Here is a 23,657-nt window from a genome sequence, read left to right on the forward strand (position 1 = left end):
GGCTCTACTCCGCCGCTCGCAGGTCCAGGCCGATGTCCAGGATCGGGGAGCTGTGGGTGAGCGCGCCCACGGCCAGATAGTCGACGCCCGTGTCGGCGTACGCCTTGGCGTTGGCCAGGGTGAGGCGGCCGGAGGCCTCCAGCGCGGCGCGGCCGGCGACCAGGGCCACCGCCTCCTCGCACTCGTCCGGGGTGAAGTTGTCCAGCAGGATCAGGTCCGCGCCCGCGTCGACGACCTCGCGGAGCTGGTGCAGGGTGTCGACCTCGACCTCGATGGGCACGTCCGGGAAGCGTTCGCGCACGGCGTGGAAGGCCTCGGCGACGCCGCCCGCGGCGACCACGTGGTTGTCCTTGACCAGGGCCGCGTCCGAGAGGGACATGCGGTGGTTGACGCCGCTGCCGCAGCGGACCGCGAACTTCTCCAGGCTGCGCAGCCCGGGGGTGGTCTTGCGGGTGTCGCGGACCTTGGTCTTCGTGCCGTCCAGGGCGTCCGCCCACGCGCGCGTGGCCGTCGCGATGCCCGACATGCGGCACAGGAGGTTCAGGGCGCTGCGTTCGGCGGTGAGGATGTCGCGGGTGCGCGTGGTCACGGAGAGGAGCTTCTGGCCCTCCTCCACGCGGTCGCCGTCCTCGACGTGGCGCTCCACCTCGAACTCGTCCGTGCAGACGACCGAGAGGACCGCCTCGGCGACCCGGAGGCCCGCCACGACGCCCGCCTCGCGCGCGGTGAAGTCGGCCGTGGCCACGGCGTCCTCGGGGATGGTCGCGACGGTCGTCACGTCCACGCCGCCCGCCAGGTCCTCCTGGACGGCGACGTTGGCGATGTCCTCCACCTCGACGGGGTCGAGGCCGGAGTCGAGCAGGAGGACCGCGAGGGCGGGGTCGAGGCCGCACTCCATGTAGGCCTCCTCTTCGTTGTCCGCGCCGCAGGCGCAGCCGTCGCCGCAGCCTCCGCCGGAGGCGAGGGGGAGTTCGTTGGGGTCGGAGGGGTTCACTGGGTCACTGCTCCTGGGGACGGTGCGTCGGCTGGGCGCCGTGGACGGTCGGGGGGAATTCTGGCGTGTCCGTGGTCTGCACGGCGAGGGAGCGGTCAGGGTTCAGCCGTACGACGACGTGGCGGCGCCAGGACGTGTCGTCGCGGTCCGCGTGGTCCTCGCGCCAGTGGCAGCCGCGGGTCTCCTCGCGCCGGACCGCGGCGGCGACCAGGACGCGGGCCACGCACAGGAGGTTGGTGGCCTCCCAGGTGTCGACGCCCGGCTCGGAGGTCTTGCCGTTCTCGTGCAGGGCCTCGCGGGCCTCGGCGTGCAGGGCGTCCAGCCGCTCGGCCGCGCGCGTGAGGGAGCCGGCCGAGCGCAGGACTCCGGCGCCCTCCGTCATGATCCGCTGGATCGTGAGGCGGGCCTCGGGCGGCAGGAGGGGCTGCGCCGGGCTCGCCGGGCGGGGCAGGGGTGCGGGCACGCGCGCGTGGAGGGTGCCCGCCGTGTGACCGGCCGCTATGTCGGCGGCGATGCGCTCGGCGTAGACCAGGCCCTCCAGGAGGGAGTTCGAGGCCAGGCGGTTGGCGCCGTGCACGCCGGTGCACGCGACCTCACCGCACGCGTACAGGCCGGGGACGGTCGTCCGGCCGTGGGCGTCGGTGCGGACGCCGCCCGAGGCGTAGTGGGCGGCCGGGGCGACGGGGACCGGCTCGGTGACCGGGTCGATGCCGTGGGCCCGGCAGGCGGCGAGGATCGTGGGGAAGCGGTGTTCCCACATGTCGGCGCCGAAGTGGCGGGCGTCCAGGTACATGTGCGCGGCGCCCTGCTCCTGCATGCGGCGCGTGATGGCCTTGGCGACGATGTCGCGGGGGGCGAGTTCCGCCAGCTCGTGCTGCCCGAGCATGAAGCGCACGCCGTCCGCGTCCACCAGGTGGGCGCCCTCACCGCGTACCGCCTCGGAGACCAGCGGCTGCTGCCCCTCGGCGTCCGGGCCCAGGAAGAGGACGGTGGGGTGGAACTGGACGAACTCCAGGTCGCTCACCTCGGCGCCCGCGCGCAGGGCGAGGGCCACGCCGTCGCCGGTGGAGACCGACGGGTTCGTCGTCGCCGAGAAGACCTGGCCCATGCCGCCGGTGGCGAGGACGACCGCGGGGGCGTGGACCGCCCCGACACCGTCGTGCTGGCCCTCGCCCATGACGTGCAGGGTGACGCCCGCCGTACGGCCCTCGTCGTCCGTGAGGAGGTCCAGGACCAGGGCGTTCTCGACGGTGCGCAGGCCACGCGCGCGTACCGCCTCGACCAGGGCGCGGGAGATCTCGGCGCCCGTGGCGTCGCCGCCCGCGTGGGCGATGCGGCGACGGTGGTGGCCGCCCTCGCGGGCGAGGGCCAGGCCGCCCCCGGTGGACTCGTCGAAGTGCGCGCCGGTCGCGATGAGGCGGCGTACGGCGTCGGGGCCCTCGGTGACCAGGGTGCGCACCGCTTCCTCGTCGCACAGGCCGGCGCCGGCGACCAGGGTGTCGTCGAGGTGCTGCTCGGGGGTGTCGCCCTCGCCGAGGGCCGCGGCTATGCCGCCCTGCGCCCAGCGGGTGGAGCCGTCGTCGAGACGGGCCTTGGTGACGACGACGGTGGTGAGGCCGGCCGCCTCGCAGCGCAGGGCCGCGGTGAGGCCCGCGACGCCGGAGCCGACGACCACCACGTCCGCGGCGACGGCCCAGCCGGGCGCGGGGGCGTGCAGACGTATGCCTGTGCTGGTCACGAGGCGGCTCCGTGGGGTCCGAAGGTGAGGTGGACGTTGTCGATCAGGCGGGTGGCGCCGACCCGGGCGGCGACGGCGAGGACGGCCTCGCCGGTGTGGTCGTCGCCGATCTCGGTGAAGTCGGACGGGTCGACCAGGGCGAGGTAGTCCAGCTCCAGGGGCGGGGTGGCGCGGGCGGCGTCGTCCAGCACCAGGCGGGCGGCGTCCCGGACGGCCGTCGCGCCGCCCGGGGCCGAGGTGGCGACCGCGTGGGCGTCGGCCGCCGCGCGGGACTCGCCCAGGGCGCCCAGTGCCTCGGCACGCGCCTGTGTGGCGGGCACTTCGCGGGCCCGCGCGCACAGGGCCTCCTGGGCGGCGTGCCGGTCCTGGCCGGCGAAGAGGGCCTGGGAGAGCGCGAGGGCGGTGCGGCGTTCCGCGGTGGAGAGGTAGCGGTTGCGGCTGGACCGGGCCAGGCCGTCCTCCTCGCGCACGGTGGGGACGCCGACGATCTCCACGCCGAAGTTGAGGTCGCGGACCATGCGGCGGATCAGCGCGAGCTGCTGGGCGTCCTTCTGGCCGTACAGGGCGAGGTCGGGGCGGGTGAGGTGGAGCAGCTTGGCGACGACGGTGAGCACGCCGTCGAAGTGGCCGGGGCGGGAGGCGCCCTCCAGGCGTTCTCCCATGGGGCCGGCCGTGATGCGCACCTGGGGTTCGCCGCCCGGGTAGACCTCGTCGACGGCCGGGGCGAAGACGGCGTCGGCGCCCGCCCTTCCGGCGATCTCCAGGTCCGCGTCGAGGGTGCGCGGGTAGCGGTCGAGGTCCTCGCCGGCGCCGAACTGGAGGGGGTTCACGAAGACGGTGACGACGACCTCGCCGTCGGGTCCGGCGAGGTCGCGGGCCGCGCGGATCAGGGTGGCGTGGCCCTCGTGCAGGGCGCCCATCGTCATCACGACGGCCCGGCGGCCGCGGTGCACGCGCGCGTGGAGCTCGTCGGCGGTGCGCAGGAGGGCGGGCGGGGTGGTGGTCATCGGGCGCCTCCGTCGGTGCCTTCGGGGCCGTCGGGGCCTTCGGGGTCGGGGTTTCCGCCGGGGCCGGGCTTCCCGTCCGTGCCGGTGGGCCGCGTGGGGCCGGCCGTACCGGCGGCTCCGTCGGCCAGTACGCCGAGCAGGTCCTCGGCGAGTTCCGGCTTCAGCAGCCCGTGGTCCAGGGCGCGGTCGGCCGTCGCGCGGGCCATCGCCAGGTAGCCCGCGACGGCCTGGGGGGCGTGCGCGCGCAGCTCGGTGATGTGCGCGGCGACGGTGCCCGCGTCCCCGCGCGCGACCGGGCCGGTGAGGGCCGCGTCACCCGAACGCAGGGCGTTGTCGAGGGAGGCGCCCAGCAGCGGGCCGAGCATCCGGTCGGGGGCGCCGACGCCGGCCGTGCGCAGCAGCTCCATGGACTGGGCGACCAGGGTGATCAGGTGGTTGGAGCCCAGGGCGAGCGCCGCGTGGTAGAGCGGGCGACGGTCCTCGGCGATCCACTCCGGCTCGCCGCCCATCTCGATGACCAGGGCCTCGGCGGCCAGCCGCAGCTCCTCGGGTGCGGTGACGCCGAAGGAGCAGCCGGCCAGGCGCTGGACGTCCACCGGGGTGCCGGTGAAGGTCATCGCCGGGTGCAGGGCCAGCGGCAGGGCACCGGCGCGCAGCGCGGGGTCCAGGACCCGTGCGCCGTACCGCCCGGAGGTGTGCACCAGCAGGTGGCCCGGGCGCACCGCCCCGGTCTCGGCGAGCCCGGCGACCAGGCCGGGCAGGGCGTCGTCGGGGACCGTCAGCAGGACCAGTTCGGCGTGTCCCAGGACCTCGGCGGGCGTCATGAGCGGTACGTCGGGCAGGAGGGCGGCGGCGCGCCTCCTGGAGGCGTCGGAGACCCCCGAGACGGCCACCGGGCGGTGCCCGGCGAGCTGGAGGGACGCGGCCAGCGCGGGGCCCACCCGTCCGGCGCCGACAACGCCTACGGTGAGCCGCGCGGGGCGGTCCTTGGGGTCTGGCTGTGGGGTTGTGTTCACGCGACGGCGGCCTTCCCGTTCCAGTCCGCTCGGGGTACCGGACGATTTCTCGTCATGTTAACGCGATCGGTCCGGGCGACGTCCGGTTGTCCACAGGCTGTGGGTTTCCGCGCGGCAGCGGGACACACACCGCGCGCGCGTGTCGGAACCTGGGGAGAAACGGGGTGTCCGGCGGGCGGCCGACGCGACATGATCCCCGCATGAGCGACACGGCAGAGCGAAACGAACAGGCGGAACCGGCGGAACCCGCAGGGCACGGACCGGCGGAACCGGACCGGCAGCGCGATGAACTCCGGCGCAAACGGCGTGTGGCCGCCCTCCGCGACGCGCGGCGCGTGCTCGCCCGCCCGGGCTTCACCGCCACCCTGCGCGAGCGCATCGCCCTGCTGGACGGGGCCGACGAGCTGTACGACCTCGACGAGCCCTCCGACATGTACGGCAACGGCGTCGTGGCGGCCCTGGAGGAGAGGACCGCCGCCCTGCTCGGCACGGAGGCCGCCGCCTTCTTCCCGACCGGCACCATGGCCCAGCAGGTGGCCCTGCGCTGCTGGGCGGGCCGCACCGGCAACCCGGTCGTCGCCCTGCACGGGCTCGGCCACCCCGAGCGGCACGAGCGCAACGCCTTCAGCCGGGTCAGCGGGCTGCGCCCGGTACGGCTGACCGACGCCCCCCGCCCGCCGACCGCCGACGAGGTGCGCGGCTTCGAGGAACCCTTCGGGACGCTGATGCTGGAGCTGCCGCTCCGCGAGGCCGGCTACCTGCTGCCCACCTGGGAGGAGCTCACCGACGTCGTCGAGGCCGCCCGGGAGCGCGACGCGGTGGTCCACTTCGACGGGGCCCGCCTGTGGGAGTGCACCGCCCACTTCGGGCGGCCCCTGGCCGAGATCGCGGGCCTGGCGGACAGCGTGTACGTCTCGTTCTACAAGTCCCTCAAGGGCTACGGCGGCGCCGCCCTGGCCGGTCCCCGGACGCTGGTCGAGGAGGCGAAGGCCTGGCGGCACCGGTACGGCGGCCAGGTGTTCCAGCAGTTCCCCACGGCGCTGTCCGCGCTGGCCGGCCTGGAGCGCGAGCTGCCCCGGCTGCCTTCGTACGTGGCCCACGCGCGCGTGGTGGCCGCCGCGCTGCGCGAGGGCCTCGCCTCGGCGGGGCTGCCGTGGGCGCGGGTGCACCCCGGGGTGCCGCACACGCACGAGTTCCAGGTCTGGCTGCCCTGCGCCCCGGACGCCGCGGAAGAGGCCGCGCTGCGGCAGGCCGAGGAGACCGGGGCGATGCTCTTCTCCCACCCGTGGGACGAGGGCGGCCCCGGTCTCGCCCTCACGGAGGTCTCCGTGGGCGAGGCCGGGCTGGAGTGGACGGCGGACGACGTCCGCGCGGCGGTCGCCGGCTTCGTGGCCCGGCTGACCGCCTGAGCGGGGTCACCCGGCCGGTCGGCCCAGGGCGCGCGGCCACAGGGACCACCACCGGCGCAGGGCCCGCCGTACGCGGCCCCGCGCGGGACGGCCCGCGAGGACGGCCTCGAACTGGCGGCGGTCGCGCCATTCGCGCACGACCTGCCAGTCGTGGGCGCCGGGCGCGGGCGGTGCGGGCCGGCCGAGCTGCCGGGCGCGGTAGGTGTCGAGGAGGTACTGCTGCGTGATGCTCATGACGGACCGCCTTCTCAGGGAGACGTCTGGGGAGACGTGGGGACGAGTGAGGTACGGGCTCCGCGGCTGCCCCGATGACACCAGGCTGCTCCGCCCCGTGCCCCGCGGTCGCGCCGATTGACGGCGGCGGTCAATCGGCGGCGGCATTGTCAGTGGCCGCGTGCACCATGGGGGCATGAGCGTGCGCATCGACATCACGGGGCTGCGGCCGGAGAGGGTCACCGTCGTGCCCTCCCCGCTGGCCGAGCTGGGCATGGCGCTGCACGCGCTGTCCGAGCCGGGGCACCACCCGGGGCTGCAGGGCTGGGCGACGGGCGTGACCGCGCGGCTGGACTCGCACCTGGCCGACCGGATGTGCGAGGCCGACTTCCTGTGGCGGACGACGTTCTCGGACCTGTTCATGCCGTTCGCCGGGGTGCCGGGCCGCAGCACCCTGCCCGGCGCCACCCTCGCCGACGACCTGGACCTCCTCGACAAGCTGTCCGACGAGCAGTTCGTCGACGCGGCCCTGGAGTTCACCTGCGCGCTGCCGTACAGCACGGGCGGGGCCTCGGCGCTGGACGACCCCGAGGCGCGCCGACGCGCGCTGGACCTGGCCGCCGCGCGGGGACCGCAGCAACTGCGCTTCAGCGAGCGCCTGCTCGCCGATCCGCCGCGCATCCGGGACTGGCTGCGGCAGTTCGCGCGGGACTGCGACGAGGCGTTCTTCGCCGAGACCTGGTCCCGGGTGCGCCACCAGCTCGCGGCGGACGCCCGGCTCAAGACGGACCTGCTGCGCCACAAGGGCCTCACCGAGGCACTGGCCGCCGTGTCCCCGGCGGTGACCCTGGACGAGGGCGCCGCCCGGATCACCGTCGACAAGCTGGGCGACGGCCGTACCGCGACGGCGGACGGCGGCCTGCTGCTGGTCCCGACCAGCCTCGGCTGGCCGCACCTGATGGTCCTGCACCGGTACGCCTGGCAGCCGGTGCTGCACTACCCGGTCGGCTCCCCCGAGCTGACCGCACCGCCCTCGGTCGAGCAGCTCACGATGCGGATGACCGCCCTGTCCCACCCCGTGCGGATGCGGATCTGCCGGTACCTGGCGCGCAGCGCGTACACCACGGGCGAGCTGGCGCAGGTGCACGGCATGACGGCCCCCGAGATATCCCGGCACCTGGGCGTGCTGAAGAAGGCCGGCCTGATCACCACCCGCCGGCGCGGCCGGTACGTCCTGCACCAGCTGGACGTCACCGTGGTGGCCCGGCTGGGCAGCGACTTCCTGGAGGGCATCCTGCGGTAGCGGCCCTGGCGCCGCCGAAGGCCGGTCAGTCGAACCGGATGTGCCGGATCCCGACCCGCGCCTGCCTCATCCGGGTGCGCAGCGCGCCCTCGGTGTTGGGCTCCAGGGTGAGTCCCGCGAGGACGGCGATGCGGTCGGCGGTCTTGGGGACGGTCGTGCGGTCCGTCCACAGGTGCTCGGCGAACTCGGGCTCGGCCAGCCGCTCCAGGCAGTGGTCGAGCCGTCGTACGGCCCAGCTCTCCCGGCGCGGTCCGCCGCCCCTGCCCGACACGTACCGCAGGACCTGCCCGAGTCCGCGTTCGCGCAGCCGCCGCAGGACGGTCTCGCGCTCGGCGAGGAGGGTGAAGTGGTGGACGTCGTGGCCCAGTTCGCGCAGCCGGCCGACGGTCTCGGCGAAGTACCCGGAGTCGGTGACCGTCATGGGCACGACCACGACGCCGTCGTGCCGGGTGAGAGCGAGGTCCAGCACCTCCACGACGCCCCGCCGCCAGGAGACCAGGTCCTGGAAATCGTCGATCAGCGGCTTCCGGGCGCGGGCCTCCCGCAGCTCGGGCGGCAGCATGCGGCGCAGGCCGAAGCCGGCGTGCTCGGGGTCGCAGACGACGCTGCCGGGGAGCCGGCGCCGTATCTCGTGCGCGGTCTGTGTTTTTCCGCCCCCGAAGGGGCCGTTGATCCACAGGAGCATGCGCAGACCCTACCGATGCGGAGCGTCGCGCACAGGCCCGTCAGCCGTGCCCGCCGCCGGCCCGCACCAGCCCGGTCTCGTAGGCCAGGACCACCACCTGCACCCGGTCGCGCAGGCCCAGCTTGGTCAGGATGCGGCCCACGTGCGTCTTCACGGTCGCCTCCGACAGCACGAGCCGCGCCGCGATCTCGCCGTTGGACAGGCCCTGCGCCACCAGCACCATCACCTCGCGCTCCCGCTCGGTGAGGCGTTGCAGCTCCTTCTGGCGGGGCTCCTGTCCGGTGGCCGGCAGCATCGGCGCGAACCGGTCCAGGAGCCGCCGGGTGGTGGAGGGGGCGACCACCGCGTCGCCGCTGTGCACCGAACGGATCGCGGCGAGCAGCTCGCCGGGCGGCACGTCCTTGAGCATGAAGCCGGAGGCGCCCGCCTTCAGCGCCGAGAACGCGTACTCGTCGAGGTCGAAGGTGGTCAGGATCAGCACCTTCGGGGCGTCCGGGTCCACGCAGATCCGGCTCGTGGTCTCCACGCCGTCGAGCTTGGGCATGCGGACGTCCATCAGGACGACGTCCACGGCGGTCGAGCGCAGCACCTGGAGGGCCTCGACGCCGTCACCCGCCTCCGCGACGACCTCCATGTCCGGCTGGGCCGCCAGCACCATCCGGAACCCGGTGCGCAGCAGCACCTGGTCGTCGACGAGCATCACGCGGATCGCCATCGGGCCTCTTCTTCCTTTGCCTTACAGGTGTCAACGCCGTACACGCGTACGGGCGCGGTGGTCACGCGGGCTTCAGCGGCAGCAGTGCGCTGATGCGGAATCCTCCGCCCGGGCGCGGGCCCGCGTCCAGGGTTCCGCCGACCATGCCGATCCGCTCCCGCATGCCGATCAGGCCGTGGCCCTGGCCGTCGAGGCCGCCCTCCTCGTACAGCTCGTGCGGGGCGCCCTTGCCGTCGTCCTCGATGAGCAGCCCGAGGCCGTCGTCGAAGTAGACCAGGCGCACGCTCGCGCCCGCGTTCTCCCCGCCGTGCTTGCGGGTGTTGGTCAGCGCCTCCTGCACGATGCGGTACGCGGTCAGCTCCACGCCGCTGGGCAACTGCCTGGGGGTGCCCTCGACCTTGAAGTCGACGGGCAGCCCGGAGGTGCGGCACTGCTCGACGAGGTCCTCGATCTGCTGGACGTCCGGCTGCGGGACGTACTCCCCCGCCTCCTGGTGCTCGCCGGTGCGCAGCACGCCGAGCAGGCGGCGCATCTCCGCGAGGGCCTGCCGGCCGGTGGAGGAGATGGTCTCCAGGGCCTTCTTCGCCTGGTCGGGCGCCGCATCCATGACATAGGCGGCACCGTCGGCCTGCACCACCATGACGGAGACGTTGTGGGCGACGACGTCGTGCAGCTCGCGCGCGATCCGGGCGCGCTCGGCGGCGACCGCGACCTTGGCCTGCGCCTCGCGCTCCTTCTCCAGCCGGGTCGCGCGCTCCTCCAGCTGCGCGAAGTAGGCGCGGCGGGTGCGGACGGAGTCGCCGAGCACCCAGGCGAGGGCGAAGGGGACCGCCTGGAAGACGGTCACGGCGATGGTGGTCCCCATGCCCAGTTCGCTGTCGGACCAGCGCAACTGGGCCAGCGGCGCCGCGCACAGGCCCGTGACCAGCGCGGTCCGGGAGGCCCAGCGGGCGCCGGTCGCCGCCACGGTGTAGATGATCACCAGGAAGGCGAAGTCGGCGGGCATCGTCGAGACGTCGAGCACGAGCTGCCCCAGGCCCAGTGCGACGGCGAGCAGCAGCATCCACTCCGGCATCCGCTGGCGCAGCGCCATCACGACGCCGAGCAGCACCACGAAGGGCAGGATCAGCGCCAGGCTGTCCGTCCCGTCCGTCCGCGTCCCCGGGGTCGCCGCGGAAACGACGGAGATTCCGAGCACGACGAGGGCCCAGAAGGTGTCGACCCCGGTCGGGTGTCTGCGGAGGAAGTCGTAGAGGCGCTGCACGTAACCCAGCGTAGGGAAGCGGAATAGGTGCAGGGGTCAACCGAAGGGCCGATCCGCGTCCCCCGCGCATACTCCGCAAGGTGGAGGCTCCGCTCTTCTGTGCCCCGTCGCGCCCCCTAACCTGAGCCCGTGACACCAGGGACGGCAGGGGACGGCGGGGCTCAGGAGACGCAGGGGGAGTGGCGGGGCTGGCGCCGGGCCGCGCAGGACGCGCTCTACGGACCCGAGGGGTTCTACCGCACCGGAGCCGAGGGCCCGGCCGGGCACTTCCGTACGTCCGTGCACGCGTCGCCGCTGTTCGCGGGGGCCGTGGCCCGGCTGCTGTGCCGGGTCGACGAGGCCCTGGGGCGCCCGGCCGCGCTGGACTTCGTGGACATGGCGGCCGGGCGGGGCGAGCTGGTCACCGGCGTGCTGGCGGCCCTGCCCGCCCGGGTGGCCGCCCGCACGCGCGCGTACGCCGTCGAGGTCGCCGCCCGCCCGGCGGGTCTCGACCGGCGGGTCCGCTGGCTCGCCGAGCCGCCGGACGGCGTCACCGGGCTGCTGTTCGCCAACGAGTGGCTGGACAACGTACCGGTGGAGGTGGCGCAGGTGGACGCCGCGGGCGTGGCGCGGCGGGTGCTCGTCCGCCGCGACGGGACCGAGCGGCTCGGGGAGCCGGTGGCCGGGGCGGAGGCCGAGTGGCTGGCCCGGTGGTGGCCGCTGACCGGCGAGGAGGGGTTGCGGGCGGAGGTCGGGCTGCCCCGCGACGAGGCATGGGCGTCGGCGGTGGCGACGCTGGAGGCCGGGCTGGCGGTGGCCGCGGACTACGCGCACACCGCGACCGCCCGCCCGCCCTTCGGGACGCTCACCGGCTTCCGGGACGGGCGGGAGACGGAACCGGTGCCGAACGGGACGTGCGACCTCACCGCACACGTGGCGCTGGACGCGTGCGCGGCCGCCCCCACCGCGTGCGCGACGGCCGCCCCCGCGGGCGCCGCGACCGCACTCGCCGCGAGGTGCGCTCCGGAGCACACGCCCCCGGACGCGCTCCTGCGCCCCCAGCGAGAGGCCCTGCGCGCGCTGGGCATCACCGGCGCACGTCCCCCGCTGGCGCTGGCCTCCACCGACCCCGCTCGGTACGTGCGTGCCCTCGCGGACGCCTCCCAGGCCGCCGAACTGACCGCGCCCGGCGGGCTCGGCGACTTCGTGTGGCTGCTGCAGCCCGTGGGGGCGGTGGACGCCGCCGCGCTACTTGTCGATGTCGCCGACGACGAAGAACAGTGACCCCAGGATCGCCACCATGTCCGCGACCAGCGTCCCGGGCAGCAGGTCCGCCAGCGCCTGGATGTTGTTGTACGACGCCGAGCGCAGCTTCAGCCGGTACGGGGTCTTCTCGCCCTTGCTGACCAGGTAGTAGCCGTTGATGCCGAGCGGGTTCTCGGTCCAGGCGTAGGTGTGGCCCTCGGGCGCCTTCAGCACCTTGGGGAGCCGCTGGTTGACCGGCCCGGGCGCCAGCTCGGCCAGGCGGTCCAGGCAGGCGTCGGCGAGGTCGAGGGCGTTGTGCGTCTGCTCCAGGAGGCACTCGAAGCGGGCCAGGCAGTCGCCCTCGGTGCGGGTGACGACCCTGAGGGTGTCCTGCAGCTCGCCGTAGGCCAGGTAGGGCTCGTCGCGGCGCAGGTCGAAGTCGACGCCGGAGGCGCGGGCGACGGGACCGCTGACGCCGTAGGCGTGCACGGCCTCCGGGGACAGGGCGCCGACCCCGCGCGTGCGTCCCCGGAAGATCTCGTTGCCGAGGACCAGGTCGTCGAAGACGTCCATGCGCGGGCGCACGGCGGCGACGGCGGCACGCGCGCGCGTGGTCCAGCCCGCCGGGAGGTCCTCCTTGAGGCCGCCGACGCGGTTGAACATGTAGTGCATGCGCCCGCCGGAGACCTCCTCCATCACGTTCTGGAGGACCTCCCGCTCCCGGAAGGCGTAGAAGACCGGGGTGATGCCGCCCAGCTCCAGCGGGTACGACCCCAGGAACATCAGGTGGTTGAGCACCCGGTTCAGCTCGGCGAGCAGCGTGCGCGTCCACACCGCGCGCGTGGGGACCTCCATGCCGAGCATCCGCTCGACGGCGAGGACGACGCCCAGCTCGTTGGAGAACGCCGACAGCCAGTCGTGGCGGTTGGCGAGCATGATGATCTGACGGTAGTCACGGGCCTCGAACAGCTTCTCCGCGCCGCGGTGCATGTAGCCGATCACCGGCTCGGCGCTCGTGATGCGCTCGCCGTCCAGGACCAGCCTGAGCCGCAGCACACCGTGGGTGGACGGGTGCTGGGGGCCGATGTTGAGCACCATGTCGGTGCTCTCCGCGGCACCGCCGATTCCGACCGTGGTCTCCGTCGTAGGAGTCATGAACCCAGTCTCCCCTACGTACGCTGGCCCCATGGAGACGGGGAGCCCGGACGGCACGGGCACGGCGGGCGCGACGGACGCGGCGGATGCGACGGATGCGACGGGCCCCTCACGGGAGGAGCCGGTGTGGACCGGCCTGCCACCGGGGCTGCTGCACATGCGACGGCTGTTGCTGGTGGTGTGGCTGGGCCTGCTGGCGCTCGCGGCGGGCGTACTGCCCGCGCTGTTGCTCAGCCCCGCCTGGGCCGCCCTGGCCCTCGTGCCCCTGGCCCTGCTGGCCTGGGGCTGGCCGATGCTGGCGCGCAACTGGCGCTCCTGGCGGTACGCCGAGCGCGCCGACGACCTGCTGATCAGCCGGGGCGTGCTGTGGCGGGAGGAGACCGTCGTCCCGTACGGGCGCATGCAGCTGGTCGAGGTGACCTCCGGGCCGGTCGAGCGCCACTTCGGCCTGGCCAGCGTGCAACTGCACACGGCCGCCGCCGCCACCGACGCGACCATCCCCGGCCTCGACCCGGCCGAGGCGGAACGCCTGCGCGACCGGCTCACCGAACTGGGCGAGGCCCGATCGGCCGGACTGTGAACGGGGCCGGAGAGGGGTACGACGCCCTCGGCGGGCCCGCGGCCGGCCCGGCCGGTTCCCCGGCGGAAGCCACCCGCAGTGCCGCCGACGCGCCCCCGCCCGCCGACGGGGTCACCGAGCGGCGCCTGCACCCCGTCACCCCGCTGCGGCGGGCGTGGGCGCCGGTCGCCGTGCTCGTCGGGTGGGCCGTGCACGACCCCGACCAGGCGCAGCGCCAACTGACCCGGCTGACCACGACCCACCTCTTGGTCGGTCTGGCCGTACTGATCCCGGCCGCCGCCCTGTACGGCTTCCTCACCTGGTGGTTCACCCACTACGCGGTGACCGGCACCGAGCTGCGCATCCGCACCGGACTGCTGTTCCGCCGCACCGCGCACATCCGCCTGGAACGCATCCAGGCCGTCGACGTCACCCAGCCCCTGCTGGCCCGGGTCGCGGGGGTCGCCAAGCTCAAGCTCGACGTCATAGGCACCGGCAAGAAGGACGAACTGGCCTTCCTGGGCGCCGGCGAGGCCCGCGCACTGCGGGCCGAGCTGCTCGCGCGCGCGGCGGGCTTCGCGCCCGAGACCGCGCACGAGGTCGGCGAGGCCCCCGAGCGGCAGCTGCTGCGGGTGCCGCCCGGCGTCCTCGCCGTCTCCCTGCTGCTGACCGGCGCCACCTGGGGCACGCTGCTCGCCGCCGTCGTCGTACCGACGCTGCTGTGGCTGGCCACCCACAACCTGTGGACGGTGCTGGCGACCGCCGTACCGCTGGTGGGCGCCGCGGGCGCGAGCAGCGCCGGCCGGTTCGTCGGGGAGTACGACTGGAGGGTGGCCGAGTCACCGGACGGGCTCCGCATCGACCACGGCCTGCTGGACCGCACCCACGAGACCGTGCCGCCGGGCCGGGTGCAGACCGTGCGCATCGTGGAGCCGCTGCTGTGGCGGCGGCGCCGCTGGGTGCGGGTGGAGCTGGACGTGGCCGGCTCCTCGAACTCCCTCCTGCTGCCGGTCGCCCCGCGCGAGATCGCCGAGTCGGTCGTCGCGCGGGTGCTTCCCGGGGTGACCGTCCCGACGGGAGAAGCGCTGTCCCGCCCGCCGCGACGGGCGGGACGGTGCCGCCCGCTGTGGTGGCGCGGCCACGGGCTGGCCGTCACCGGCGCCGTCTTCGCCGCCCGGCGCGGCCTGCTGCGCCGCAGCCTGGCGCTGGTGCCGCACGCCAAGGTGCAGAGCGTCCGCCTCACGCAGGGACCCGTGCGGCGTGCCCTGCGGCTGGCCGACGTCCACGTGGACACCGGGGCGAACCACACGGTGACCGCGAGCCTGCGCGACGCCGCCGAGGCCGCGGAGCTGCTGCGCCGGCAGGCGGAACGCTCCCGGACCGGCCGCCGGGACGCCCCGCCGGACCGCTGGATGGCCTGAGGCCCGCGGTCAGGAGACGGCGCTGCGCAGACCCTGTACGTCGATCTGCTCGGTCTCGTCGTGCGCCGTCAGGTCGATCACCTGGCTGACCTCCCGGGACTCCTCACCGGCCGGCTTGAAGGAGACCTCGGCCTCGGCCTTGTGCAGGGCGAGCGCCTCCTGGCCGACCACGTCGGCGAGGTCCTCGTTCTGGACGGTCTCCAGGGCGGCGCCGGAGGCTGCCGCGTTCACCGCGCCCTCGGGGGCCTTGGTCCCGAAGAAGTCGAAGCCGCCCTCGACCACCGGGCGCCGCGCGGGAGCCGCCGGTACGACGGCCACCGCGGTCGGCACCGTGAAGTGCCCGTCGGCCCGCCGGGTGGGCTGCGCGGGCGCCGCGTCGGAGGGGCTCGCCGGGGAGGCGGCGGTGCGCCCGTGCCCGTCGGCCGCCTCGGACCGCCCCTGCGCCCCGCCCTCCGGCGCCTCCGGCCCCGCGTCGGCCGCCGCGCCCTCGCCGCCACCGTCCCCGTCGTCGTCGCCACCGCCCGAGCCGTCGGTCCGGTGAGCACGGCCCCGGCCGGCCAGGCGGACCAGCGCGACGTCCGCACGCAGGTACAGCCCGGAGCCCTCGGGCGAGAAGACCCGGGGAACGGCGGCCTCTTCCTCGACGGGCTTCTCCTCGGCCACCGTCCCCGGCGTCTCCCGCACGGGCGCGGGGCGGGCCGCCGGCAGTGCGGGCACCTGCGGCACGGCCTCTATCTCCAGCAGGCGGCGGCCCTCCAGCGCGCTGGCGCGCTCGGTCTCCGCCGTGGCGTAGCGCCGCAGCAGCGAGGCGTGCTCGTTGCGCAGCCCGGCCAGTTCGGTGCGCTTGGCGCGCAGCCGGTGCTCCAGCTTCTGCCGCAGCTCGCGCGACTCCTCCAGGTCGGACTCCAGTTCGGCGAGCCGCTCCTCGAACCGCCACTCGTCACTGGCCCGCGCGCGCGTGAGGTCGGCCACCTTCCGCCCCGCCTGGGCGTCCCAGTGCCGCATGACGACGGCGCCGACCACGGCCGTCACCGCGGCGGCGGCGGCCAGTGCGCGCAGGATCAGGGCCTCGCTGAACAACCAGGGACCGACGGCGCACACGACCGAAACGCCTGCGATCGCCGACGGGGGAAGCAGCCTGTGCAGAGGCGGGGAATGACGGTGACGTCCACGTGGCATGGCCAGAAACTTACCGCGCGTAGGCGAATCTTGGCGCCCCGCCCCGTAAAAACAGCACCGTCCCAGCCGTGTTCACAGGACGCGCGTAATCCACACCCCGGCGAAGGCGGAATCAATACCCCCGGATTCCATGATCATTTACGAGTCGCGCCTCTCGCCCAGCCGCTCGTCCAGCCACCGCAGCGTCGCGGGAATCTCCCGCCGCCAGGTATTGAAGTTGTGCCCGCCGCTTTCCAGGATGATCGACGAGATCCGCGTCGGCTTCTTGCCCTTCACCAACTCGATGAACTTCATCGTGTCCTTGTAGTTCGTCTCGCCGCTCCGGCTGCTGGTGACGAGCAGCGAAGTGTCCGGCGCGGGCAGGTTCTTGAAGCTCCACCACAGGCTGGCCCGGTTCTCGCGGTCCTTGTCGCCCTGGAAGAGATCGCCCGTGGTGGGGTCGTTCGGCGCGTCGTAGTACGGCGAGAGCCCGGCCCCGGCGGCGAACACGTCCGGGTGGTGCGCGGCGAGCTTCAGGGCGCAGTAGCCGCCGGTCGAGTTGCCGACGACGCCCCAGCTCCGCGGCCCCTTGTCCACCCGGTAGTGGGCACTCACCGCCCGGGGAAGGTCCTCGGCGAAGAACGTCTCCGTCTGCGGCCCGCCCGGTACGTCCACGCACTCCGTGTCGCGCGGCGGCGCCACCGTCGGCCGCAGCATCACGAGGATCATCGGGCGCATCCGCCCGGTCTTCGCCAACTCCAGTGCCGTACGCGGGTAATGGAGCTTTTCCACCAATGCCTCGGCGGTTCCGGGATAGCCGGTCAGGACGACGGCCGCGGGAAAAGTACGGTCACGGTGGCCTGCCTGGAAGTACTCCGGCGGCAGGTACACGAACGCGGGAGAGGCGATCCGTGACGCGCGTCCGAGGACCTGTATCTCCTCGACCCGCCCCGAGATCTCCGGGCGCGTCCCGCCCGCGGGCGTGACCCGCCGTTTTCCGACCACTCGCAGCGGCCCGCCGTCGGCGTCGGCCGAGTGGTCCACGACCACGCCCGGCCCGTCCTCCCGGCCGAACAGGTCGGCCCAACTGCCGTAGAAACCGAAGGACTGATTGGCCACCAGCCCCACCGCGGCGAAGACCGCCACCTGGGTGGCGAGCAGCAGGCCCACCCTGGCGAGCACGGCCCGCACGCTCCGCCGCGCCAGCCGCGGCCACAGCCACACCGTCCCGGCGAACAGCAGCACACCGGCCACCACCGCCAGCGCCAGCACCTTGTCGCTCGTCAGCCCCATGCCCTTGCCTACCGCCCGCGTTTCCGTGTGCCCGTTCGTCCGTTCGCCCGGGCTTTGTGACCGGGAGAGTGAACCTCTCCCTCCGAGACACCGTCCTAGAGGGCGCAATGTCGCCGGATGCCCGAAACGGGCCCGGATCCACGGTCTCTCGCAGAACTAACAGGTGCGATGTCTGTCAGGACAGATGAGGAAATGTCGGGCGGGGTTCCGACGAGTCCCACCCGCATACGCCGCGTGCTGCGCGGCCCCCGCCCCGAGAACGTCCCCCTCCTCGTCGGACGTGCCTGCGTGCTCGTCGGCCTGCTGGACATCGCGGCCGGCGTCTTCCCGCGCTTCCGGCACAGCCGCATGCACGCCCTGGCCGAGGTCCTGCCCGGCTCCTTCGGTCCCTTCGCCGCCGCCCTCTCCCTCAGCGCCGGCGTCCTGCTCCTCCTGCTCGCCCACGGCCTCAAGCGCCGCAAGCGCCGGGCCTGGCGGGCGGCCGTGGCCCTGCTCCCGCTCGGCGCCGTCGCTCAGCTCACCTACCGCCATTCCTTCCTCGGCGTACTGATCTCCCTGGCCCTGCTGGCCCCCCTCCTGCGCCACCGCGACCAGTTCGCCGCCCTGCCCGACCCGCGCAGCCGCTGGCGGGCCCTGACCAACTTCGTCCTGATGGCCGCGGGTTCCCTCCTCCTCGGCCTGCTCGTCGTCAACGCCCACCCGCACCGCATGGTCGGCGACCCGAGCCTGGCCGCCCGCATCACCCACGTCCTGTACGGCCTGTTCGGTGTCGAGGGCCCGGTCGACTACCGGGGCAACACCTCCTGGACGGTCGCCTTCTCCCTGGGCGCCCTCGGCCTGCTGACCGCCGTGACCACGATCTACCTGGCCTTCCGCCCCGAACACCCCGCCGCCCGCCTCACCGAGGACGACGAGACCCGCCTGCGCGCCCTCCTCGCCCGGCACGGCCGCCGCGACTCCCTGGGCCACTTCGCGCTGCGCCGCGACAAGGCCGTCGTCTTCTCCCCCAGCGGCAAGGCCGCCGTCACCTACCGCGTCGTCTCCGGCGTGATGCTGGCCAGCGGCGACCCGATCGGCGACGTGGAGGCATGGCCCGGCGCCATCGAACGCTTCATGGACGAGGCCCGCTCCCATTCCTGGACGCCCGCCGTCATGGGCTGCTCCGAGACGGGTGGCGAGGTCTGGACCCGCGAGACCGGCCTCGACGCCCTCGAACTGGGCGACGAGGCGGTGGTGGACGTGGCGGATTTCTCCCTCGCCGGCCGCGCGATGCGCAACGTGCGCCAGATGGTCAAGCGCATCGAGCGGGCCGGTTACGAGACCCGGGTACGGCGCGTGGCTGACCTGTCCGAGGCCGAACTGGACCGCGTCCGCCGCGCCGCCGACGCGTGGCGCGGCACCGACACCGAGCGCGGCTTCTCCATGGCCCTGGGCCGCGTCGGCGACCCGGCCGACGGCGACTGCCTGATAGCCACGGCCCACAAGCAGGACACGGAGCCCGGCGAGTTCGGCGACCTGAAGGCGGTCCTGCACTTCGTGCCGTGGGGCCCGGACGGAGTGTCCCTGGACCTCATGCGCCGCGACCGCGCGGCCGACCCCGGCATGAACGAACTCCTGATCGTGGCCGCGCTCCAGGCCGCCCCGAAACTGGGCATCGCGCGGGTGTCGCTGAACTTCGCGATGTTCCGCGCGGCACTCGCACGGGGCGAGAAGATCGGCGCGGGCCCGGTCCTGCGCGCGTGGCGCGGTCTGCTGGTCTTCCTGTCCCGCTGGTTCCAGATCGAGTCCCTGTACAAGTTCAACGCGAAGTTCCGGCCCCGGTGGGAGCCGCGCTTCGTCGTCTACCGCCGCTCGGCCGACCTCCCCCGCATCGGCTTCGCCGCGATGCAGGCAGAGGGCTTCGTCACGGTGCCACTGCCGCGCTTCCTGCGCCGCCGTACGCCGACACGACGCCCTTGCGCCCACCAGACGCCCGCACGGGCGGCGTGAGGGCGGTCGACACCGCGGGCAGGTGCGGGGTGGGCCACGGGGCCCGGCGTTGACCGGTGCCGCGGGGTGTGTGCGGGCGCGGGGAGAGCGCAGCCCGGCGCTAACGGGGTGCCGCTGCGCCCACCCGTGCCGCCCCAGCGGCACGACTGCCCGCAGCTGGGGGCGTGGCGACTGCCCGCAGCGGCGGGGCGACGGCCGGCAGCCGCGTACGGCGAGAAGGGGTCGTGTCGGGGGGTGTCCGCCCGCAGCGGTTGGCGCGTCAACGCCGCAAAGATCTGTGGCCGACCGATTCCGCGCCGTTCCGAGGACGGACACCCCCCGGCGCGGCCCCGACCCACCCACCACGCACGGCGCTACGCGCACCCCCACCGCACCCGCACAGGCGCCGCAGGCATACGCACCCCACCCACAACGCACCGCACCACGAGAACGCGCACCCCACCCACCCCGCACAGGCGCCGCAGGCAAACGCACCCGCACCACCGCCGGAGGCCCCCGCACCCGCGCCCACCCCCCACCCACCACCTACGCTGAACACATGAGCAAGCAGACCGGCCGCCGCCGCCCTCTCGCCGGACTGACCGCCTGGGACCGCTGCGCGGTCATGGGCGTCGTCAACGTGACCCCCGACTCCTTCTCCGACGGCGGCCGTTTCTTCGACACCACGGCCGCCATCAAGCACGGCCTCGACCTGGTCGCGGAGGGCGCCGACCTGGTGGACGTGGGCGGCGAGTCCACCCGCCCCGGAGCGACCCGCGTCGACGAGGACGAGGAACTCAGGCGCGTCGTCCCGGTCGTCCGCGGTCTCGCCTCCGAGGGCGTCACGATCTCCGTCGACACCATGCGCGCCTCCGTCGCCGAGCAGGCCCTCGCCGCCGGCGCCGCCCTGGTCAACGACGTCAGCGGCGGCCTCGCAGACCCCCGCATGATCCCCGTCGTCGCCGACTCCGGCGCCCCGTTCGTCGTCATGCACTGGCGCGGCCTCCTGGAGGGCGGCAACGTCAGGGGCACCTACGCCGACGTCGTCACCGAGGTCGTCGACGAGCTGCACGCGCGCGTGGAGGCCGTCCTGGACGCCGGCATCGCCCCCGACCGCATCGTCGTCGACCCGGGCCTCGGCTTCTCCAAGGACGCCGAGCACGACCTCGTCCTCCTCGCCCACCTCGACCGCCTCCTCGCCCTGGGCCACCCCCTCCTCGTCGCCGCCTCCCGCAAGCGGTTCCTCGGCCGGGTCCTCGCCGGCCCCGAGGCCACTCCGCCCCCCGCGCGGGAGCGCGACGCCGCCACCGCCGCGGTCTCCGCGCTCGCGGCGCACGCCGGCGCCTGGGCCGTACGCGTCCACGAGGTCCGCGCCACCGCCGACGCCGTACGCGTCGCCCGCGCCGTCGAAGGCGCCCGGTGAACGCGCCGCACCTCGACGTCGAACAGGTCGAGGCCGCGAACACCGCCTACTACCAGGCACTGGAGGAGGGCGACTTCGAGAAGGTCTCCGAGTTCTGGCTCACCCCTTCCGACCTGGGCATCGACGAGACGTACCACGACCCGGCCGACGCCGGCGTCGTCTCCTGCGTGCACCCGGGCTGGCCGGTGCTCACCGGCCGCGGCGAGGTCCTGCGCTCGTACGCCCTGATCATGGCGAACACGGACTACATCCAGTTCTTCCTGACCGACGTCCACGTCTCCGTCACCGGCGACACCGCCCTGGTCACCTGCACCGAGAACATCCTCAGCGGCGGCCCCGCCCCCGACGGCGACGAGGAACTCGGCCCGCTCGTCGGTCAGCTCGTGGTCGCCACCAACACCTTCCGGCGCACCCCGGCCGGCTGGAAGCTCTGGTCCCACCACGCCTCCCCCGTACTCGCGGAAACCGACGACGAGGACACCGAGGACACGCCCTGACCACCCCTCCCTGACCACCCCGCCCCGCCCCGCCCCGCTCCCAGCCCGCCCCCACCCCTCAGCCCCACGCAACGTGGTTGGAATCACGACCAGCGGGTAGGCGCGGCTACCAGCCCGTGACCCACGGAGACCGCCAGGGAAAACGCGCGGTGAATCCCGTCCACCCCCACCCTGCTCCCGCCCCGCCCCGCACCCCCGCGGCCCGGCGCTGTCGGTCCCCACAGGTAGATTCGACTGGGGCCGCCGTACCACCCGCACGTGGAACGACCGGCCGAGACCGACGACTGCAGGAGTGATTCGCGTGGATCGTGTCGCGCTGCGCGGCCTGAAGGCCCGTGGGCACCACGGTGTGCTGCCCAAGGAGCGCGAGGACGGCCAGACCTTCCTCGTGGACATCGTCCTTGGCCTGGACACCCGCCCGGCCGCCGCCGACGACGACCTGGCGAAGACCGTGCACTACGGCATCGTGGCCGAGGAGGTCGTGGCCGTCGTCGAGGGCGAGCCCGTCGATCTCGTCGAGACGCTCGCCGAGCGCATCGCCCAGGTCTGTCTGAAGCACGAAAGGGTCGAGGAGGTCGAGGTCTGCGTCCACAAGCCGGACGCACCGATCACCGTGCCCTTCGACGACGTGACCGTCACCATCATCCGGAGCCGTGTATGAGCGCCCCCTTCACCGAGGGTCCGAGCGACCCGACCGTACAGCCCGTGCCCGCCTCCGTCATCGAGCAGGTCGACGCCGCGGACACCACCCTGTCCAACCCCAAACGCGCGGTGATCGCCCTCGGCGCCAACCTGGGCAACCGCCTGGAGACCCTCCAGGGGGCCATCGACGCCCTGGAGGACACCCCGGGCGTGCGCGTCAAAGGAGTCTCCCCGGTCTACGAGACGGAGCCGTGGGGCGTCGACCCCGGCAGCCAGCCCTCGTACTTCAACGCGGTCGTGATCGTGAAGACCACCCTGCCCCCGTCCTCGCTCCTGGAGCGGGCGCACGCGGTCGAGGAGGCCTTCCACCGGGTCCGCGACGAGCGCTGGGGCCCGCGCACCCTGGACGTCGACATCGTGGCGTACGCCGAGGTCGTCTCCGAGGACCCGCAGCTCACCCTCCCCCATCCGCGCGCCCACGAGCGCGCCTTCGTCCTGGCCCCCTGGCTGGACGTGGACCCCGAGGCCGCGCTGCCGGGGCAGGGCAGGGTCGCCGATCTCCTGACCGCCGTCACCCGCGACGGCGTCGCGCCCCGCGCCGACCTGGAACTCCGGCTGCCCGAGTAGTCGTTAAGGTCGACGAGGCCAGGACGGTCACGCAGGGGAAGCGAAGGGACACCGGAACACCGTGAAAGAGCTGCGCATCAGGGTGCTGGCCGGCGTGTTCGTCGTCGCGGGGGTGCTGTCCTGGGCCGCGGCCCGCCTGTGGGACTCCGTCGGCACCCTCCCGAGCGTCCCCCTGGCGGCCCCCGTCGTCCTCGCCCTGATCGCGGCGATCCTGCTGGCCACCGCGCTCTCGATCCGCGCCCGCCTCAAGGCCCAGCGGGAGCGGGTCCCCGGCGCCAAGGGCGTCGACCCGATGATGGCGGCCCGCGCGGTCGTCTTCGGCCAGGCCAGCGCCCTGGTGGCCGCCCTCGTCGCCGGGATGTACGGCGGCGTGGGCGTCTTCCTGCTGAGCCATCTCGACATCCCGGCCCGCCGCGACCAGGCCATCTACGCCGGCGCCTCGGTCGTGGCGGGCATCGCCGTCATAGCGGCCGCCCTCTTCATGGAACGCGTCTGCAAGCTCCCGGACGACGAGGACGACGACCACCCGGGCGCGGCAACAGCGGCGTGACGCACTCGCCCCCCCCGGACCACACCCCGCGTCTCAGACCACGCCACTCAGCCCCGGACCAAACCCCACGTCTCAGACCACGCCACTCAGTCCTGGACCACACCCCGCGTCTCAGAACACACCACTCAGCGAGCCATGATCAGGCTCATCGCCTCGTTGCGCGTGGCCACGTCCCGCAGTTGGCCCCGCACGGCCGAGGTGAGGGTCTTGGCGCCGGGCTTGCGGATGCCCCGCATCGACATGCACATGTGTTCGCACTCGACCACGACGATCACACCGCGCGGCTCGAGGATCTCCATCAGGGAGTCCGCGATCTGCGTGGTGAGACGTTCCTGCACCTGCGGGCGCCGGGCGTAGACGTCCACGAGCCGGGCCAGCTTGGACAGGCCGGTGATCTTTCCGCTGGTGGACGGGATGTAGCCGACGTGCGCAACCCCCCGGAACGGCACCAGATGATGTTCACAGGTGGAGAACACTTCGATGTCCTTCACGAGGACCATCTCGTCGTGCCCGAGGTCGAACGTCGTCGTCAGCACGTCCTCCGGCTCCTGCCACAGGCCGGCGAATATCTCCTTGTACGCCCGCGCCACGCGTGCCGGCGTCTCCCGCAGGCCCTCACGGTCCGGGTCCTCGCCGACCGCGATCAGCAGTTCGCGCACGGCGTTCTCGGCCCGCTTCTCGTCGAACTCACCGATCTGGCCCTCGCCGTCCAGCGTCACGGGGTCGGTCATCTGATGCCTCGTTCCTGATCCGTCCTGCGAACGGCATACCGAAATGCCGCACCCCCCAAGGCTAG

The 23,657-nt window shown here is 74.0% G+C and carries 23 protein-coding genes; 11 read left to right on the forward strand and 12 right to left on the reverse strand.

Features of this window, described 5'->3' with window-relative positions; translation table 11 throughout:
- Positions 1–4 precede the first annotated feature (4 nt).
- From nadC to Sdi02f_RS16700, 4 genes are read right to left on the reverse strand one after another with little or no spacing between them, the layout of a single operon-like run.
- Complete coding sequence (nadC, locus tag Sdi02f_RS16685; protein WP_108933578.1) at positions 5–994, reverse strand: carboxylating nicotinate-nucleotide diphosphorylase; 990 nt, start codon at positions 992–994, stop codon at positions 5–7.
- A 4-nt stretch (positions 995–998) separates the two neighbouring features.
- Positions 999–2,732, reverse strand: a complete 1,734-nt coding sequence (locus tag Sdi02f_RS16690) for an L-aspartate oxidase (RefSeq protein WP_108933579.1) — start codon at positions 2,730–2,732, stop codon at positions 999–1,001.
- Positions 2,729–3,739 carry a pantoate--beta-alanine ligase gene (gene panC, locus Sdi02f_RS16695; RefSeq protein ID WP_053639474.1) on the reverse strand — a complete coding sequence of 337 codons (1,011 nt, stop codon included), beginning with the start codon at positions 3,737–3,739 and terminating at the stop codon, positions 2,729–2,731. The genes Sdi02f_RS16690 and panC overlap by 4 nt, the downstream gene beginning before the upstream one ends.
- On the reverse strand, positions 3,736–4,755 hold the full coding sequence (locus Sdi02f_RS16700) for a Rossmann-like and DUF2520 domain-containing protein (protein WP_037798445.1): 1,020 nt from the start codon (positions 4,753–4,755) through the stop codon (positions 3,736–3,738). Before Sdi02f_RS16700 ends, panC begins: the two co-directional genes overlap by 4 nt.
- Before the next feature lie 200 nt (positions 4,756–4,955).
- Here Sdi02f_RS16700 and Sdi02f_RS16705 point away from each other — a divergent pair, with 200 nt between their 5' ends.
- Positions 4,956–6,164 (forward strand): threonine aldolase family protein, encoded by a 1,209-nt coding sequence (locus Sdi02f_RS16705; RefSeq protein ID WP_030404807.1) that lies wholly within the window; start codon positions 4,956–4,958, stop codon positions 6,162–6,164.
- Between the two features lie 6 nt (positions 6,165–6,170).
- Here the strand turns inward: Sdi02f_RS16705 and Sdi02f_RS36045 are convergent, their stop codons facing one another.
- On the reverse strand, positions 6,171–6,398 hold the full coding sequence (locus Sdi02f_RS36045) for a hypothetical protein (RefSeq protein WP_030404808.1): 228 nt from the start codon (positions 6,396–6,398) through the stop codon (positions 6,171–6,173).
- 175 nt (positions 6,399–6,573) lie between these two features.
- On the opposite strand from Sdi02f_RS36045, the gene Sdi02f_RS16715 reads away from it, so the two are divergent.
- The gene (locus Sdi02f_RS16715) at positions 6,574–7,680 is read left to right on the forward strand and encodes a DUF5937 family protein (protein ID WP_031088131.1); all 1,107 of its coding nucleotides are present in this window, start codon (positions 6,574–6,576) and stop codon (positions 7,678–7,680) included.
- A gap of 25 nt (positions 7,681–7,705) precedes the next feature.
- Here Sdi02f_RS16715 and Sdi02f_RS16720 read toward each other — a convergent pair whose 3' ends face one another.
- The 3 genes from Sdi02f_RS16720 to Sdi02f_RS16730 form a co-directional block, all read right to left on the reverse strand.
- The gene (locus Sdi02f_RS16720) at positions 7,706–8,365 is read right to left on the reverse strand and encodes an AAA family ATPase (RefSeq protein ID WP_031088133.1); all 660 of its coding nucleotides are present in this window, start codon (positions 8,363–8,365) and stop codon (positions 7,706–7,708) included.
- Positions 8,366–8,405: 40 nt separating this feature from the next.
- Positions 8,406–9,080 (reverse strand): response regulator, encoded by a 675-nt coding sequence (locus Sdi02f_RS16725; RefSeq protein WP_030404811.1) that lies wholly within the window; start codon positions 9,078–9,080, stop codon positions 8,406–8,408.
- A gap of 61 nt (positions 9,081–9,141) precedes the next feature.
- Positions 9,142–10,344 (reverse strand): sensor histidine kinase, encoded by a 1,203-nt coding sequence (locus tag Sdi02f_RS16730; protein WP_030404812.1) that lies wholly within the window; start codon positions 10,342–10,344, stop codon positions 9,142–9,144.
- 129 nt (positions 10,345–10,473) lie between these two features.
- On the opposite strand from Sdi02f_RS16730, the gene Sdi02f_RS16735 reads away from it, so the two are divergent.
- Positions 10,474–11,607: an SAM-dependent methyltransferase gene (locus Sdi02f_RS16735; RefSeq protein ID WP_030404813.1), complete on the forward strand. Its 1,134-nt coding sequence runs from the start codon at positions 10,474–10,476 to the stop codon at positions 11,605–11,607.
- On the opposite strand, the gene Sdi02f_RS16740 is transcribed toward Sdi02f_RS16735, so the two are convergent.
- Positions 11,572–12,723, reverse strand: a complete 1,152-nt coding sequence (locus Sdi02f_RS16740; RefSeq protein ID WP_030404814.1) for an NADH-quinone oxidoreductase subunit D — start codon at positions 12,721–12,723, stop codon at positions 11,572–11,574. The genes Sdi02f_RS16735 and Sdi02f_RS16740 overlap by 36 nt on opposite strands.
- Before the next feature lie 31 nt (positions 12,724–12,754).
- Between Sdi02f_RS16740 and Sdi02f_RS16745 the strand changes: the two genes are divergently transcribed.
- Positions 12,755–13,303: a PH domain-containing protein gene (locus Sdi02f_RS16745; protein ID WP_167458187.1), complete on the forward strand. Its 549-nt coding sequence runs from the start codon at positions 12,755–12,757 to the stop codon at positions 13,301–13,303.
- Positions 13,304–13,428: 125 nt separating this feature from the next.
- Entirely contained in the window at positions 13,429–14,703 is a 1,275-nt protein-coding gene (locus Sdi02f_RS16750) for a PH domain-containing protein (protein ID WP_108933758.1), read from the forward strand.
- A gap of 9 nt (positions 14,704–14,712) precedes the next feature.
- Here the strand turns inward: Sdi02f_RS16750 and Sdi02f_RS16755 are convergent, their stop codons facing one another.
- A complete protein-coding gene (locus Sdi02f_RS16755; RefSeq protein WP_167458188.1) occupies positions 14,713–15,882 on the reverse strand; it encodes a hypothetical protein in 1,170 nt (389 codons plus the stop codon).
- A gap of 138 nt (positions 15,883–16,020) precedes the next feature.
- Positions 16,021–17,154, reverse strand: coding sequence for an alpha/beta hydrolase (locus Sdi02f_RS16760; RefSeq protein WP_108933580.1), 1,134 nt, complete (start codon positions 17,152–17,154; stop codon positions 16,021–16,023).
- Between the two features lie 192 nt (positions 17,155–17,346).
- Here Sdi02f_RS16760 and Sdi02f_RS16765 point away from each other — a divergent pair, with 192 nt between their 5' ends.
- The 6 genes from Sdi02f_RS16765 (at position 17,347) to Sdi02f_RS16795 (ending at position 22,861) form a co-directional block, all read left to right on the forward strand.
- Positions 17,347–19,143, forward strand: a complete 1,797-nt coding sequence (locus Sdi02f_RS16765) for a phosphatidylglycerol lysyltransferase domain-containing protein (RefSeq protein WP_030404819.1) — start codon at positions 17,347–17,349, stop codon at positions 19,141–19,143.
- 538 nt (positions 19,144–19,681) lie between these two features.
- The gene (gene folP, locus Sdi02f_RS16775) at positions 19,682–20,545 is read left to right on the forward strand and encodes a dihydropteroate synthase (protein WP_030405313.1); all 864 of its coding nucleotides are present in this window, start codon (positions 19,682–19,684) and stop codon (positions 20,543–20,545) included.
- Complete coding sequence (locus Sdi02f_RS16780; protein WP_031088363.1) at positions 20,542–21,042, forward strand: nuclear transport factor 2 family protein; 501 nt, start codon at positions 20,542–20,544, stop codon at positions 21,040–21,042. The genes folP and Sdi02f_RS16780 overlap by 4 nt, the downstream gene beginning before the upstream one ends.
- Positions 21,043–21,343: 301 nt before the next feature.
- A complete protein-coding gene (gene folB, locus Sdi02f_RS16785; RefSeq protein WP_030405004.1) occupies positions 21,344–21,703 on the forward strand; it encodes a dihydroneopterin aldolase in 360 nt (119 codons plus the stop codon).
- Entirely contained in the window at positions 21,700–22,311 is a 612-nt protein-coding gene (gene folK, locus Sdi02f_RS16790; RefSeq protein WP_031088273.1) for a 2-amino-4-hydroxy-6-hydroxymethyldihydropteridine diphosphokinase, read from the forward strand. The genes folB and folK overlap by 4 nt, the downstream gene beginning before the upstream one ends.
- 61 nt (positions 22,312–22,372) lie before the next feature.
- The gene (locus tag Sdi02f_RS16795) at positions 22,373–22,861 is read left to right on the forward strand and encodes a DUF3180 domain-containing protein (protein WP_031088272.1); all 489 of its coding nucleotides are present in this window, start codon (positions 22,373–22,375) and stop codon (positions 22,859–22,861) included.
- A 125-nt stretch (positions 22,862–22,986) separates the two neighbouring features.
- On the opposite strand, the gene folE is transcribed toward Sdi02f_RS16795, so the two are convergent.
- Entirely contained in the window at positions 22,987–23,592 is a 606-nt protein-coding gene (folE, locus tag Sdi02f_RS16800) for a GTP cyclohydrolase I FolE (protein WP_030405001.1), read from the reverse strand.
- Between the last annotated feature and the right edge of the window lie 65 nt (positions 23,593–23,657).

Source organism: Streptomyces ardesiacus (genome assembly GCF_003112575.1).
Classification (GTDB): Bacteria; Actinomycetota; Actinomycetes; order Streptomycetales; family Streptomycetaceae; genus Streptomyces; species Streptomyces ardesiacus.